This window comes from Polaribacter sargassicola (assembly GCF_021991835.1).
GTDB lineage: Bacteria > Bacteroidota > Bacteroidia > Flavobacteriales > Flavobacteriaceae > Polaribacter > Polaribacter sargassicola.
This window is the reverse complement of record NZ_JAHDAU010000004.1, coordinates 318,327-334,633: the sequence shown is the minus strand read 5'-3', so window position 1 is coordinate 334,633 and position 16,307 is coordinate 318,327. Positions and strand designations below refer to the sequence as shown.

At 28.8% G+C, this 16,307-nt stretch carries 13 protein-coding genes; 7 read left to right on the top strand and 6 right to left on the bottom strand.

Translation table 11 applies throughout. The features are described from left to right. Positions 1-10: 10 nt before the first annotated feature. From porV to KI686_RS09040, 6 genes are all read left to right on the top strand, one after another. Complete coding sequence (gene porV / locus KI686_RS09065; protein WP_237588953.1) at positions 11-1,147, top strand: type IX secretion system outer membrane channel protein PorV; 1,137 nt, start codon at positions 11-13, stop codon at positions 1,145-1,147. A gap of 80 nt (positions 1,148-1,227) precedes the next feature. Further along, positions 1,228-1,710 (top strand): cytidine deaminase, encoded by a 483-nt coding sequence (gene cdd, locus KI686_RS09060; protein ID WP_237588952.1) that lies wholly within the window; start codon positions 1,228-1,230, stop codon positions 1,708-1,710. Positions 1,711-1,721: 11 nt separating this feature from the next. Next, positions 1,722-2,105, top strand: coding sequence for a group III truncated hemoglobin (locus KI686_RS09055; RefSeq protein WP_237588951.1), 384 nt, complete (start codon positions 1,722-1,724; stop codon positions 2,103-2,105). Between the two features lie 143 nt (positions 2,106-2,248). Further along, positions 2,249-3,313, top strand: coding sequence for a 3-oxoacyl-ACP synthase III family protein (locus KI686_RS09050; protein WP_237588950.1), 1,065 nt, complete (start codon positions 2,249-2,251; stop codon positions 3,311-3,313). A 93-nt stretch (positions 3,314-3,406) separates the two neighbouring features. After that, entirely contained in the window at positions 3,407-4,942 is a 1,536-nt protein-coding gene (guaA, locus tag KI686_RS09045) for a glutamine-hydrolyzing GMP synthase (RefSeq protein ID WP_237588949.1), read from the top strand. Between the two features lie 137 nt (positions 4,943-5,079). After that, entirely contained in the window at positions 5,080-6,558 is a 1,479-nt protein-coding gene (locus tag KI686_RS09040; protein WP_237588948.1) for a LysM peptidoglycan-binding domain-containing protein, read from the top strand. Positions 6,559-6,671: 113 nt separating this feature from the next. Here the strand turns inward: KI686_RS09040 and KI686_RS09035 are convergent, their stop codons facing one another. Together KI686_RS09035 and KI686_RS09030 are read right to left on the bottom strand one after the other, a co-directional pair. Beyond that, on the bottom strand, positions 6,672-7,187 hold the full coding sequence (locus KI686_RS09035; protein ID WP_237588947.1) for a DUF2892 domain-containing protein: 516 nt from the start codon (positions 7,185-7,187) through the stop codon (positions 6,672-6,674). A gap of 127 nt (positions 7,188-7,314) precedes the next feature. Next, positions 7,315-10,461: a cytochrome c biogenesis protein CcsA gene (locus tag KI686_RS09030; RefSeq protein ID WP_237588946.1), complete on the bottom strand. Its 3,147-nt coding sequence runs from the start codon at positions 10,459-10,461 to the stop codon at positions 7,315-7,317. A gap of 113 nt (positions 10,462-10,574) precedes the next feature. Here KI686_RS09030 and KI686_RS09025 point away from each other — a divergent pair, with 113 nt between their 5' ends. Continuing rightward, complete coding sequence (locus KI686_RS09025; RefSeq protein WP_237588945.1) at positions 10,575-11,135, top strand: hypothetical protein; 561 nt, start codon at positions 10,575-10,577, stop codon at positions 11,133-11,135. Between the two features lie 5 nt (positions 11,136-11,140). On the opposite strand, the gene KI686_RS09020 is transcribed toward KI686_RS09025, so the two are convergent. The 4 genes from KI686_RS09020 to KI686_RS09005 form a co-directional block, all read right to left on the bottom strand. Then, entirely contained in the window at positions 11,141-11,911 is a 771-nt protein-coding gene (locus KI686_RS09020; RefSeq protein ID WP_237588944.1) for a TIGR03915 family putative DNA repair protein, read from the bottom strand. Between the two features lies 1 nt (position 11,912). Beyond that, positions 11,913-13,175, bottom strand: a complete 1,263-nt coding sequence (locus tag KI686_RS09015; RefSeq protein ID WP_237588943.1) for a putative DNA modification/repair radical SAM protein — start codon at positions 13,173-13,175, stop codon at positions 11,913-11,915. Positions 13,176-13,342: 167 nt separating this feature from the next. Further along, positions 13,343-14,710 (bottom strand): NAD-dependent succinate-semialdehyde dehydrogenase, encoded by a 1,368-nt coding sequence (locus KI686_RS09010; RefSeq protein ID WP_237588942.1) that lies wholly within the window; start codon positions 14,708-14,710, stop codon positions 13,343-13,345. A 4-nt stretch (positions 14,711-14,714) separates the two neighbouring features. After that, positions 14,715-16,250 carry a GH3 family acyl-acid amido synthetase gene (locus KI686_RS09005; protein WP_237588941.1) on the bottom strand — a complete coding sequence of 512 codons (1,536 nt, stop codon included), beginning with the start codon at positions 16,248-16,250 and terminating at the stop codon, positions 14,715-14,717. Positions 16,251-16,307 lie beyond the last annotated feature (57 nt).

The following is a 16,307-nucleotide window of genomic DNA, read 5'->3' as shown; positions in this document are numbered from 1 at the left end:
TAATAATTAAATGAAAAAAATAGCAATTTGTTTTGCAATATGTGCCTTAATTAGTGCCAAATTTGTAGCCCAAGAAAATTCAATAACAACAGCAACACCGTTTTTATTAATTGTGCCAGATGCACGAGCAGGAGGTATGGGAGATGTAGGTGTAGCAACATCTGCAGATGCTTTTTCTATTTTTCACAACCCTGCAAAAATGGCTTTTAGTAATAGACAAATAAAAACGGGTATTACATATTCTCCTTGGTTACGTAATTTAACCGATGATATTTTTGTTGGTAGTGGTTCTTATATGAATCGTTTTAAAGAAAATGCTGCTTGGGGTGCAGATTTTAAATATTTTTCTTTAGGTCAGATAGATTTAACAGATAGTAGTGGTAACCCTAACGGAACAATTAACCCTAACGAACTTGTGTTTACAGGTGCTTATGCTTTAAAGTTAAGTGAAACTTTTTCTGGTAGTGTTTCTTTAAAGTATATAAGATCTAATTTAACATTTAATGGTACATCAGGTAATTCATTACAACCAATAAATTCATTTGCTGTTGATATTTCTGGATATTATCAATCTTTTGAAGAAAATTACGGTAACTTTAATGGGGTTTATAGATTAGGTTTTAATATTAGTAATGTTGGGCCAAAAGTTTCTTATACACCAGGCGAAGAAGATTTTATACCAACTAATTTAAAATTAGGTGGAGGTTTCGATTTTATTTTAGATGATTATAACACAATTTCTACTACACTAGAATTTACAAAATTATTAGTACCAACACCACCAACAAGAGATGACGAAGGTAATATAGTAGAAGGTAAAGATGATAATGTAGGTTGGGTAAGCGGTATTTTTCAGTCTTTTGGAGATGCTCCAGGAGGATTTAGTGAAGAAATAAAAGAATTTACATACGCTTTTGGTGCAGAATATTTATACAACAACGCATTTGCTTTAAGAGGTGGATATTTTCATGAAAGTGAAGATAAAGGTAATAGACAATATTATACTTTAGGTGCAGGTTTTAAAACCAATGCTTTAAATGTAGATTTATCTTATTTAATTAATTCATCAGATGTAAATAATCCGTTAGAAAATTCTTTACGTTTTTCTTTATCTTTTGATTTAGGAGAAATTTTTGAATATTATTAAAAGTTAAAAATTTTTAGTAAGTTTATAACAATAATTTAAAGCAGTCAATAAGACTGCTTTTTTTGACTAATAGATTTTTTATGAGAAAAATTGAAGTTTCAACATCTGCAATCGTATTTAAAGATATTTTAGAACTTTCTGTAGATGATAAAATGTTGATGAATAAAGCAATAGAAGCAAGAGAAAAAGCCTATGCTCCATATTCTAAATTTAATGTTGGTGCAGCTTTATTGTTAGAAAACGGAGAAATTGTTTTAGGTAACAACCAAGAAAGTGCAGCTTACCCTTCTGGCATGTGTGCAGAAAGAGTAGCTATTTGGAAAGCAGGTTCTACTTATCCAGGAATAAAAATTAAAAAATTAGCAATTACAGCAAGTTCACAAATCTCTAAAGTAGATAAGCCAGTTGGCCCTTGTGGAGCTTGTAGACAAACATTATCAGAATACGAAATCAATCAAAAAGAACCTTTTTCCGTACTTTTTATGGGAGAATTAGGAGAAGTTGTAAAAACAGAATCTCTTCTTTCTTTGTTGCCTTTTTCTTTTGATAGCTCTTATTTATAGTTTTTAAAATTATGAAACCAGATATTTCATCAAGAGAAGATATAAAACTAATTATTACCAAGTTTTATGATCAATTATTAAGTGATGAAAAAATGATTCCTTTTTTTGAAGAAATTGTAGCAAATAATCATTTAGAAGAACATTTAAATGTTATTTCAGATTTTTGGAATGATATACTTTTTGATACAAATACTTATGCGAATAATGTGATGAAAAAACATGTAGATAAAAACGCATTTGTAACCTTTAAAAAAGAACATTTTGTGCTTTGGGTATCGTATTTATTTAAAACTATTGATACCTATTTTGAAGGCGAATATGTGCAAAACATGAAGAACAGAGCGAAGTCAATAGCCACAGTTATGGAGCTTAAGCTTGGTGTTTATCATAAGTAAAATATCATTTCTTTTTCTTTTTGTTTTTAAAATAATTACTTTGAATATCATTTTTGCTTTTTTTAAATAAATTCTATTTGTAAGCTAAGTTGTACTTTAGAGGGCTGATATTTTTTAAATAAAATAATACTTAATTTTTAATTATGAGTTCATCAAAAATTATAGGGACTGGTACATATATACCTTCTATCAAAAAACAAAATAAAGATTTTTTAAATGAAAAATTTTTAAATGAAGATGGGTCTACTTTTAATTCTGAAAATAATGTAATTATTGAAAAATTTAAAGCAATAACAGGTATTGAAGAAAGAAGGTATGCAGAGCAAGAACATACCTCGTCTCACTTAGCCTTTTTTGCTGCAGAAAACGCAATTAAAGATGCTAAAATTAATCAAGAAGAATTAGATTATATTATTGTAGCTCATAATTTTGGTGATATAAAATATGGTACAATACAGAGTGATTCTGTACCAAGTATTGCAACAAGAGTTAAATACCAATTAGGTATAGAAAATCCTAATTGTGTTGCTTATGATATTCTTTTTGGTTGCCCAGGTTGGATAGAAGCAACCATACAGGCACAAGCGTTTATTAAAGCTGGTATGGCAAAAAAATGCTTAGTAATTGGTGTAGAAACCTTGTCTAGAGTTGTAGATAAACACGATAGAGATTCAATGATTTTTAGTGATGGAGCAGGTGCTTGTGTTTTAGAAGAAACTAAAGAAACCAATACTGGTATTTTAAGTCATGCAACGCAAACATTTGCAAAAGATGAAGCGTATTATCTTTATTACGGAAATTCATTTAATGTAAATGAAGACAAGAATACCCGTTATATTAAAATGTTAGGTAGAAAAATTTACGAATTTGCATTGGTAAATGTTCCTGCTGCTATGAAGTTAGCTTTAGATAAAAGTGGAGTAGAAATAGATGAAGTAAAAAAGATATTTATCCATCAAGCTAATGAAAAAATGGATGAAGCTATTATAAAACGTTTTTTTAGATTGTTTAAAAAGAAAGTACCAAAAGATGTAATGCCTTTAAGTATTGCTAAATTAGGTAATAGTTCTGTAGCAACAGTACCAACGTTATTAGATTTAGTTTTAAAGGGAGAAATAGAAAACCAAGAAGTAAATAAAGGAGATGTTGTTATTTTTGCTTCTGTAGGTGCAGGTATGAATATTAATGCAATTGTTTATAGATTTTAAACAAATTCTCTTTGGTTTTTTACGAATTATAATTTACAAAAAAAATCTAACATCTTATATCGTAAATCTAATATCAAAATATTATTTTTGCGCATGCAACAAAACAACGTACTTATTTTAGATTTCGGTTCGCAATACACACAACTAATTGCGAGAAGAGTAAGAGAATTAAACATTTACTGTGAAATTCATCCGTATAACCATCCACCAAAAAATCAAGCAGAATTTAAAGCGATTATTTTATCAGGTAGTCCTAATTCTGTAAGAGGAGAAAATGTTTTACATCCAGATTTATCAGAAATTAGAGGAAAAAAACCTGTTTTAGCAGTTTGTTATGGCGCTCAATATTTAGCCCATTTTTCTGGCGGACAAGTGGCACCTTCTAATACAAGAGAGTATGGTAGAGCTAATTTATCATATATAAAAAATGATGAAGTTTTTTTCGAAAATATTTCTGTTGGTAGCCAAGTTTGGATGAGTCACTCAGACACAATAAAAGAATTACCAGAAAATGGAGAGTTGTTAGCGAGTACTACAGATGTACAAAATGCAGCTTATAAAATAAAGGGAGAAGAAACTTATGCTATTCAATTTCATCCAGAAGTATATCACTCTACAGATGGAAAACAAGTTTTAGAAAACTTTTTAGTTAAAATTGCTAAAGTAGAACAAACTTGGACACCAGATTCTTTTGTAGAAAGTACAGTAGCAACTATTAGAGAAACCGTTGGTAAAGACAAGGTTGTTTTAGGCCTTTCTGGAGGTGTAGACTCTACAGTAGCAGCAGTTTTATTAAACAAAGCAATAGGAGAAAATCTATATTGTATTTTTGTTAATAACGGTCTTTTAAGAAAAGATGAGTTTAAAAGTGTATTAACACAATACGAAGGAATGGGATTAAACGTTAAAGGTGTAGATGCATCGGCACGTTTTTTGAAAGCTTTAGAAGGTGTTACAGATCCAGAAAAGAAAAGAAAAGCAATCGGGAATGCTTTTATAGAAGTTTTTGATGATGAAGCGCATAAAATTACAGATGTTACTTGGTTAGCACAAGGAACAATTTATCCAGATGTTATAGAGTCTGTATCTGTAAACGGAGGCCCTTCGGCTACTATTAAAAGTCATCATAATGTTGGTGGTTTACCAGATTTTATGAAACTAAAAATAGTAGAACCTTTAAAAATGATTTTTAAAGATGAGGTAAGAAGAGTTGGTGCTTCTATGGGGATTGATCCAGAATTATTAGGTCGTCATCCTTTTCCAGGTCCTGGTTTAGGTATTCGTATTTTAGGAGACATCACAGCAGAAAAAGTAAGAATATTACAAGAAGTAGATGCTATCTTTATAAACGGATTAAAAGAAGATGGTTTGTATGATAAAGTTTGGCAAGCTGGTGCAATGTTATTACCAGTTAATTCTGTAGGAGTAATGGGTGATGAAAGAACTTATGAAAAAGTAGTTGCTTTAAGAGCTGTAGAAAGTACAGACGGTATGACTGCAGATTGGGTTAATTTACCTTATGAATTTTTACAGAAAACATCTAATAAAATAATAAATCAAGTAAAAGGTGTAAATAGAGTTGTGTACGATATAAGCTCTAAACCACCTGCAACTATAGAATGGGAATAAAATATATGAAACATTTAAAGTTTTTTGTTTTTCTATGTATCTTAACGTTTACTATATCATGTGGTCAACAAAAAAAATACATTCAGTATAAAGTTAAAGAAGGAGAGTCTTTACGAAGTATAGCCAAGAAATTGGATATGAAGACTACCGAGTTAATGCTTTTAAATCCAGATGTTGGTAGAAAACCACCTGTAAATACTGTTATTGTTATACCTAATAAAAAAATGGTAGTTACAGAACAAGGTAATAGTATTAACACAGAAGATAATAGTATTGTTGTAAAAGATGATACAAATAATACCGAATCTTTAAATTTTAAAGATGGTATAATTGAAGAAAATGACAAACTTTTTGTTGGTTATCAAGTAAAAAAAGGAGATACTTTTTATAGTTTAACTCGTTTTTATAATGTCTCTAAAGATGAAATGATAGCTTTAAATCCTGAATTATCAGAAGGATTAAAAACAGGGCAAATTATAAAAATTAAAGATATAGAAGCTGGTGAGAGTCTTGATAAAAACATTTATGAAGATGTAATAGAAGATAGTAATTCTTTAAAGGTTGCATTATTATTGCCCTTTCTTGCAAATGATTATGATTCTATAGAATCTAAAGATATTTTTTTAAAGAGTAAATTGGCAAATATTGTTACAGATTTATATTTAGGAGCAGAAATTGCGATTGATTCTTTAGAAAAACAAGGCTTAAATGTAGAGTTAAATGTTTTTGATACAGAAAGAAAAAACACTAAAATAAACTCAATTTTATCTGAAAATATTCTAAATGATTACGATGTAATTATTGGTCCTTTGTATTCAGAAGAAGCAGAAAAGGTTGCAGCTAATGTAAAAACGCCAGTAATTTTTCCTGTATACTCAAAAAATCAATCTAATTTTAAATCTTCTAGATTAATTAAAACGGCTGCAGATAAAAGCATTTTTAGAAAAGGTTTAATAGATTATATAAGCGAAAGTTTTACAAGTGGAAATTTAATTTTAGTGGGTGATGGTAGCTCAGCATCAAATATGTCTAGCAATGTTATAAAAACATCATTAGAAAAACACGATTCTATAAATTATATTTCGGTTTTAAAAACAAGAGATGGATATATTGCAAAAGATCGTTTTTTAGAAGTTTTAAAACCAAATACAAATAATTGGGTAGTATTAACTTCTGATGATGAGGTTTTAGTTGCAGATGCAATTAATAGTTTAATTAGTTTGCCAGATTCTACAGATGTTAGAGTTTTTGCTATTAATAAAGGTAAAGCCTTTGATAAAATTGATAATAAAAAATTAGCAAAGGTTCACTTAACATACGCAAGTGATGAGTATGTAGATGAATCTTCTAAAACCACACAGTTATTTAACAAACAATATTATATTAAAAATAATGTTTTACCATCTTTTTACGCAACAAAAGGTTTTGATATTACATATGATGTTTTAATGCGTTTAGCTTCTGGTAACAGGTTAGAAGCTACTTTTAAAGACGGCGCTTCTTATAGAGTAGAAACTAAGTTTGATTATGATACTAAGTTATTTGGATCTGTAGATAACAACGGATTATTTATAGTACAATACAAAGAAGATTTAAGTTTGGTTCGATTAAAATAACTACAAGTAATAGCAAGAATAATCTAATTATATATCACAAAAAAAATCCGCTATTTAGAAATAAATAGCGGATTTTTAATTGAATTAAATAATGAGTAAAATATAGAATAAAATTAAATTTTCTTCATTTGTTGTTTCATCATTGTCATTTGTTCTTTTAACATACCGTGTTTGTCTAACTTCTTAGCTTCTGCCATTAAGTTTGTAGCTTCACGTTTACGTCTTTTTGTCATTGCAATACCTGCTAATTGTAATTTTGCCATTGCTAAATCATGATCCATTGCTAAACCTAATTTTACAGCTTTGCGCAAATATTTTTCTGCTTGTGTAATATTTGTTTGGCTTAATATTATTCCGTGTAAATAGTTAAAATAACCTTGTTGTTTTACAATTAAAGCAGCTTCTGGGTTTTTAATATAACCTAACCACTTTTTAGTTCCTTCAAAGTTTTGCTTACGTAATTGTAAAAAAGCCATTAAAATAAACTCATTTTTAAAGTAAAATAAAACGAAAATTCCTGCTAAAAGTAGAAGCGAAATTCCATTCATTATATTACCAAGTACAAATTGATAAACAGACCATGCAGTTATTAAAGCGGCTAATACTAATTTTATATTTTTATGAAACATTTTTGTGTTGTTTGTCTTCTCTAATTTTAGAGATGTTGATTTTTTTTAGTTGAATGCAAAAATACATTTTTATTGTAAAAATGGATTGTCTCTTCTAATGAAATTTCTTTATATCAATTTTTTGTGTTTACTTCTTGTAGTATTTTTTATGTTTAAACCAAGAGAAAGTACCTAAAATAATAACAAAACCTATAGAATAAAATACAGAGTTTGGCGTTATTACTTGATCTCCACTTGCATAAGAATGTAATCCTGCTAAGTAAAAGTTAACACCAAAGTAAGTCATCATTATAGAAAAATAAGCTAAAATCGACCATAAATTAAAAGTGTATTTTCCTCTTAAACCAGGAATTAAACGCATGTGTAAAATAAAGGCATAAATCATAATAGAAATTAAAGCCCAAGTTTCTTTTGGATCCCAACCCCAATAACGTCCCCAACTTTCGTTAGCCCACATTCCTCCTAAAAAGTTTCCAATAGTTAACATTACCAAACCAACAGTAACTGTCATTTCATTAATAATGGTAATCTCTTTAATGTTTAAGTCCATTTTCTTTTTATTCTTTTCGGTTGTAAATGCCATTAAAAATAAGGCAAAAACACCAAGAATCATTCCTAAAGAAAGTGGCCCGTAACTAGCAACAATAATAGAAGTATGTACTAAAAGCCACCAAGAATTTAAAACTGGTTGTATGTTTGCAATTTCTGGATCTAACCAATTTTGATGAGCAAAACCTAATGTAATTGCTGCTAAAAATGTAGCTGCAGCAATAGTTAAAGCAGATTTTCTTCCTATAAATAACCCGAATAACATAGTTGCCCAAGCAACAAAAATGATAGATTCGTATGCATTGGTCCAAGGTGCATTTCCGCTAATATACCAGCGAGAAATTAAACTTAAATTATGGGCAATAAATAAACCAACAATAATTATTGTTAATACTTTTACCGTATTATTAATCCATTTTTTAGAGTTGAAAATTTGCCATAAAACAAAAATTATTAAAAGTACACTTGTATAACCATAGTACTTTGCAATTTTTTGAAAAGGTTGAATTTTATTATAAGAAATTTCTAAATCTATTTTCTTTTCATCAGGATAAACTTCTGATCCAAATTTTTGTTGAAACTTTTTAATTCCGTCTAAAATTTGATTTGCTTTAGAGTAATCATTTGTTTGTTTTCCTTCTTGCAAAAGTTGAATATAAACAGGTAAAGATTGACGAACAAAAACAGAATCGGTTGCTTTAAAACCAGCAGTAGAAACTTCTGGTTGAGAAACCCATGTATTATTTTCATCACCAGGAATTGGATAGATACGTAAAATAGCACCACCAATTGCACTGTATAAAAGACCTACACGTCTATCAATTTTAATTAAATCTTTTTCAAACTTATTTTGTACATTTTTCTTTTGTGCTTCTGCTACTTTGTCTTTTATTTTATAAGCTCCGGTTGGTGTTATAAAATCAGATAAACGAGCATATTTAGCATCCATAGGTAAACTTAAAGTTTCTCTAATTTGAGTGTTTCCTTTTTCTAAATAAATTACAGGAACTTCAAACCAAAGTCTTGGGTTTTCTATAATAGAAAGTAAAACTTGGCTTGCTTCCATTCCGTTAAAAGTGTCAGTAAAACTAACTTTTCTAATCAATTCAGAAGCAAAAGTATGAGCAGGTTTCATTCTTCCGCCGGCATCTTGTATTACCAATTTATTAAAACTTTCTGCATGTTCTAAATCAACTAAATTAGCTTTTAAAATAGAATCTATTTGTTGATTTGTAATTTGATTTGGTTGATGCGCCTCGTGTTCTTGAGAAAAACTAACAGAAGAAATAAATAATGCCACTACAATAGAAAGAGCCATTTTTTTCTTTCTGATTTTTTTTAGTGATTTCTTTAAATCATCAAAACGAGTGTTTTTAGCAAAAAGAATGCAAATTAAACCCGTGTATAAAAGAGAATATCCTAAATAGGTAATAAACATTCCTAAAAAATCATGATTTACAGAAAGATGTGTTTCTTCTACTGGGCCAGATAAATCATAACTAGATTGAAAGAATTTATAACCTTTATGGTCTAAAATATGATTCATATAAATACGATAATCAAAAGTTTCATCAGTATCAATAACAGTAACTTCACTAGCATAAGAAGCCGCACTTTCTGAACCTGGATATTTTTCTAACTGAAAATCATTTAGTTTTACAGAAAAAGGAGTTTCAAGTATTTTTGCGCCATATAGCATTCTAAAATTTAAACCACCCACAGAAACTTCTTTAGAACCATCAGAATTGTATTTTCCACCAGTTAATTCGATTCTTTTAGTTTCATTATTACTAGTTACGTCTAAAACAATTACATCTAATTTTTTATCATCTTTTGGTCCGCTTACCGTTTTCATAATTCCTTTTTCGGCAGGCTTTGGTACAACAAATTGTAAACCAGCAACATTATGCAACGTTAAGTATTGAAAATTTTGAATAGAATCTTTGGTAATTGTTCCTCTTTTTTGATCAGCCATTCTAAACCAATCTCCATCATCTTTAGTAACCATTTTTAAATTACCATCAATTTTTGTAAAATTGATAGAAGCATTGTTGTCTGCAGCGTCAAAACCAACTAAAACTCCATGAATATTTTGTAGAGTTCCTTTTTTTATCCAATGTTCATGACGAGTTCCTTCTGAAGATTCTACAAAAAATAAATGGTCTACACCGTTTTCATCTTCAACTAATTTTTTTTCAGCCCAAGGTATATAATCAACTAAATCTATACTAAATTCTTGTTGTACGCCATTAGAGTTAAAGTTATCTTTATAAGACCAAGAGTTTTTACCCCAAGCAGAAAGTAAAATCGGCTCGTTAATTTCTGGTTTTTGTAAATTTCCATCATCTACAATAGCGTTTAAGTAAGTAGTTTCCGATAAAAATTTATTGGTAGTTTCTCCTTCTTTAATTAGCATAATACCTTCATAACCAACATATCTTGTAACACCTGCGCCTATTATAATAAATAAAAATGCACCATGAAACATTAGTACAGCCCATTTTTCTTTTTTGTATAGTTTGTATCTAAATATGTTTCCAAAAAAATTGATAACAAAGAAAATCATAATAGCCTCAAACCACCAAGTGTTGTAAACTAAAGCTTTAGAGGTTTGTGTTCCAAAATCATTTTCTATAAATGTAGCTATACCCATTGCAGTTGCAAAAAGGAAAAATAAAATAGCCATTAAACGTGTTGAGTACAGTAGATTGAAAATATTTTTCATCCTTAAATTTAAGTGGTTTTAAAAGAGCAACAAATTTAAGCATAAAAGCACAAATGAACTTCTAGATAGCTTTATATTTATGTAATAAAGTTTTAAAAAAATCTTAAATTTTTATGCATAAATATCATATAATCCCAAAATCGATAGAAGAAGAAGTAAAAGTAGCATTAAACTATTATCCAGAGTTAAAAAATATTCATATAGAAATTAAGTTTAAAAAAGAAATAAAAAAATCTACAATGCAAGCTAGGCCTACGTTTGATAGTTTTTTTAAATCTAAAAAAAATAGAAGATATTTAATTTTAATAAGTGAAAAGATTAAAATTTCTGATAAAGAGTTTTTTACAAAAGATGTTCCTAGAAATGTTTTTATAGGATGGATTGGCCATGAATTAGGACATATTATGGATTATCAAGATAGAAGTAAATTGAATTTAATTTTATTTGGTATTAAATATTTGTTATCTGATAACCATATTGTTGCTGCAGAAAGAGCTGCAGATTATTTTGCAGTAAAACATAATATGGAACGTTATATTTTAGAAACTAAAAATTTTATTTTAAACAATGCACAAATTTCTGAAGTGTATAAAAAAAGAATTAAAAGATATTATTTATCACCAGAAGAAATTATGGTGTTGGTTGAAGAGAGAAATCAGGCAAATACAGCTTGATATAATTAAGGTTGTTTTTCGCTTAAATATTTCCAATAACGTTTAGGAATGTGTTTAACATGTAATTTCATGTTTTTTCTTTCTGTAATATTGGTACTTGTAAAATAGTTTTTCCATAATTTTTGAAATTCGAATTCTTCTTCAGCAAAAAAGTTAGCATCGGTTTTAGAAAAATCAAAATTCTTCGGAAAATTCATTTGTATAATTTCTACTTTATGTAAGTCATAATACAAACCATAATTTCTTTGGATGTCGAAAATAACCCATTTTTGATCTGCATATCTGCTTTTAAAATGTTTAGATATAAGTGGTAATACATTAAAATCTGGAGAAATATTGGCAAAATAAATTTCGTCTTTGGTTAATTTAAACCTTACAAAAGCTTCCATTCTGTGTTTTTCTCTACTTACATTTTTAGCAATTTGAGATGTTTTTAAAACACATGGATGTGTAAAATCTGTATCTACTTTAGTAGAGCTATTAAATATGTACTTAATATAAGTTGATAAAATATCTTCGATACCCAATTGTTCGCTTAAAAAAGCATAATAAATTTTTGTAGTAGTAATTGATGAAGTTTTTGCTTTTAGTCCTTGCCAAACTCTATCTGATTTTTCTTTATCTGTGTATATTTCTTCGTTATCGGTAAATAATGATTTTTGTGTATTGTATTTGTTTTGAATAGTTTCGTTTTTTAATTTGTGTTCAAAAATGTAAAAAATACAACTTAGAAAACCTTCGAAAGAGCCATCATAAATAAGTGTTTTTTCTGTCATTTTAAGAAAATAAGTTTAGTTGAGAACTTAACATTTTATCATATTTACTCTTAGAGTTTTTTAAGATAATTGCCTTTAATTGATCGGCTGTTAAATCTCTTCTTTCAAAATGATTGCTGTTACAAACTAAAAAATACTGCGCTCTATTAAAAGCAATTCCTATTTTTTTTAAATGTTCCCAATTTAATTTTCTGTATTTTCTAGCCATTAAAATTTTGGCTACAGATTTCATGCCTACGCCGGGTATTCTGGCCAACATTCTTTTATCGGCAGTATTTACATCTACCGGAAATTCGTGTAAGTTTCTTAAAGCCCAACTTAACTTAGGATCTATATTTAAATCTAAATTTTGATGCTTTAAATTTACAATTTCATTGGTTTGAAAACCATAAAAACGCGTTAACCAATCAGATTGATAGAGTCTGTTTTCTCTTAGCATTGGTACTTCTGTACCTATTTTTGGTAATCTACTATCTAGGCTTATTGGTACATATCCAGAATAATAAACTCTTTTTAAATTATAATTTTTATAATAATGTTCTGCTGTTTTTAAAATCTGAAAATCATTTTCTCCACTAGCACCAACAATCATTTGAGTGCTTTGACCTGCAGGCGCAAATTTTGGCGTACTTTTTATAATTTTCTTTTCAGATTTGTATTGAATAATTTCATTTTTAACTTTATTCATTGGTTTTATAAAGTCTTCAAAATTTTTATCCGGAGCTAATAGTTGTAATCCTGATTTGGTAGGTATTTCTATATTTACACTTAATCGGTCTGCATATAAACCAGCTTCTCTCATTAACTCGTCAGATGCGCCAGGTATCGATTTTAAATGAATATAGCCGTTGAAGTTTTCTTCTAAACGTAATTTTTTTGCAACGGCAACTAAACGTTCCATTGTGTAATCTGCACTTTTAAAAATCCCCGAGCTTAAAAAAAGACCTTCAATATAATTTCTCCTATAAAAATTGATGGTTAAATCTACTACTTCTTGTACTTTAAAAGCAGCTCGTTTAACATCGTTACTTTTTCTGGTTACGCAATATGCGCAATCAAAAATACAATGATTGGTTAATAATATTTTTAACAAAGAAACACAACGTCCATCTTCTGTATAAGAATGACAAATACCCATGCCTGTAGCATCTCCTAAACCTTTGTTTGTATTTGTTCTTTTACTTCCGCTAGAAGAACATGAAACATCGTATTTAGCAGCATCTGCAAGTATTTTAAGTTTTTCTAGTGTTCTTGAAAAAGACATAAAGTGCCGTTTATTAGTTTTTTAAATGATTTTTTTTAGCAAAAAAATAGTGATGTAATTTACAAAATAATTAAAGTTTTTTATCAATAAAATGTATTTTAACAAACAAAAATCCAATTTTATCAATTGGATTTTGTGTAATGTATTTATTATTAGGTAATTCTTTTTTAATCTACCCAAATAGATTTTGTATTTACAAATTCTTTAATTCCATACCCTGAAAGTTCTCTTCCGTACCCACTATTTTTTATTCCGCCAAAAGGCATTCTTGGGTCAGATGCTACTAATTTATTTACAAAACTATTACCAGCTTCTAATTGCAATGCAATTTTTTCGCCTCTATTTTTATCACTAGTAATTACACCAGAACCTAAACCAAATGTAGAGTTATTTGCAAGTTCTATCGCTTCATTTTCATCTTTTGCTTTTATAACAGATGCAACAGGTCCAAATAATTCTTCATCAAAAGCTGTCATTCCTGGTTTTAAATCTGCTAAAATTGTTGCAGGATAATAAGCGCCTTTTCTTTCCGGAATTTTTCCTCCTAAAAGTAGTTTTCCTCCTTGTTTAATTGTTTTTTCTACTTGTTGATGAATTTCATCTCTTAAATCAATTCTAGCCATAGGGCCATAATAAGTGTCTTTATCTGTAGGAATTCCCATTTTAGCTTTTTTCATTTTTTTTATAAAAAGCTCTAGAAAAGAATCATAAACTTCTTCTAAAACTATAAAACGTTTGGCAGCAATACAAGTTTGTCCGTTGTTTTGTAATCTACCAAAAGTGGCTAAATCTGTAGCTTTTTCTAAATCTACATCTTCTAAAATAATGTAAGCATCGCTACCACCTAATTCTAAAACAGTTTTTTTAAGGTTTTTTCCTGCAATTTTTGCAACAGATCTACCAGCAGGTTCGCTACCAGTTAAAGTAACGGCAACAATATTTTTGTTTTCTATAATTGGTTCTATATTATCTGATGTTACGTTTAAGTTGGTAAAACATCCTTTAGTAAAACCAGCTTTATTAAAAGCTTCTTCAATAGCAAAAGCACAACCTTGTACATTTGATGCATGTTTTAAAACGGTGGTATTACCAGCCATAAGTGCTGGTGCAGCAAAACGAATTACTTGGTAAAAAGGAAAGTTCCAAGGCATAATTGCTAAAACAGCACCTAAAGGTTGATAAGTTACATAGCTTTTAGATGCTTCTGTTTTTATAGTTTCATTGGCCAATAATTTTTCTGCATTATCTGCATAATACCTACAAACCAAAGCACATTTTTCTATTTCTTTTACAGATTGAGTAATTATTTTACCCATTTCTTCTGTAGCTATTTGTGCGTATTTTTCTTTGTTAGTTTCTAAAATATCAGCTAATTTATGCATTAAAATTGCTCTTTCTTTAAAACTAGTTTTTTTCCAGGATTGATATGTTTTGTTTGCAATTACAATTTTATTTTCTGTCTCTTTTATAGAAATTCTATTGTAACTAGCTATTTCTTTTTCCGTTGTAGGATTTATTGATATTGTTGTTTGCATTTTTTTATTTTTTAGAAATGATGTTATTTACAAAACTTTCCCATTCTGCAAATTTAGCTTCTTTCATAACACGTTCCATTTTTACTTGTCCACCTTTTTTCTTGTTATTATCATTCCAATCATGAAAAATTTCTACAGGAATTAGGGTAACTTTTACACCTTTTAAAGCTTTACTTCTTGCTACTTTGTAATTTTTATTAGCATCTTTTAAAAAGTTGTCTAAAGCTTCAACAATTTTAGAATTGTCTGCTTTTAAATCGGAACCTAAATACCAAGAATGATAAAACTCACCATCATCAAATCTTTTTGCACAAATGGTGTATTCTGTTATTTGAGTAGCAAATTTTTCTTCTAAATGTTGAATAGCGTCATCCATTTTATTAACAGATAATTGAGAACCAACTGTGTTTAAGAAAAACTTTGTTCGTCCGGTAATTTTAATTTCTGCTCTTTCTACATCAGTAAACTCAATTGTATCACCAATTAAATATCTCCAAGCACCACTTACGGTACTTATTATTAAAATATAATCTGTGTTAGTTTTAACTTCATCTAAAGTTAAAGCAGGCGCATTTTGTTTTATAGAACCATCTTCATTAATATAATCAGGATTCATAGGTACAAATTCAAAATAAATACCATTTTCTGTATTTAATTGCATTGCATCTGTTTCTGGTCTTACTTGTGTGGCAATATAACCTTCGGATGCTAAATAAGTATCTATAATTGTAACAGGTTTGCCTAAAAGTGCTTTAAAACTTTTTTCATAAGGCCCAAATGCAACTCCACCAGAGGTGTAAACTTGTAAGTTTGGCCAGATTTCGTGAATGTTATTTAATTTATGATGTTCAATTACTTTTTGTAGCATTAATTCTATCCAAGACGGAATACCACTTAAAGCACCAATATCCCAACTTTTGGCATTTTCTGCAATGTGTTGTACACGTTTATCCCAATCATCTATTTTAGCAATTTCTTCGCCAGGTTTGTAATAACCTTTAAACCAAAAAGGAATATTACTAGCACTTATTCCGCTAATTTCTCCTTCTAAATGATCTTCTTTTTCATCTAAATCTGTAGAACTACCAAGCATCATAATGTCTTTTTCAAAAAAATCTGCTGGTAAATCAAAATTATTTAAAGAAGTAACTTGTTTTATACCAGAGCTTCTAATTGCATCAATCATACTATCTGTAACAGGAATTCTTTTGCTAGATTTACCTGTTGTACCAGAACTTAATGCAAAATAAGAAGGGTTACCAATCCAAGTTACATTTTCTTCTCCTTCGTGAATTTTTTTCCACCATTTTTCGTTTAAAGAATTGTAATCAAAATAAGGTACTTTTTTTGAAAATTCAGTTTGTAAATTATCACTATTTAAAATTTCTTCAAAATGATAATATTGCCCAAATTGAGTTTCTTTAGCAGTTTCTAATAATTCTGATAAAACTTTTTGTTGTGCTTCTTTATGATTAATTTCTGATGCAAAAGTATCTGTTAAATTGATAATTCCTTTTATTATATTTCCTAAGATTGCCATTTTTTATTTGTTTTATACAAAGATGCTAATAGAATAAGGTTAAGTTTAACTCTATTC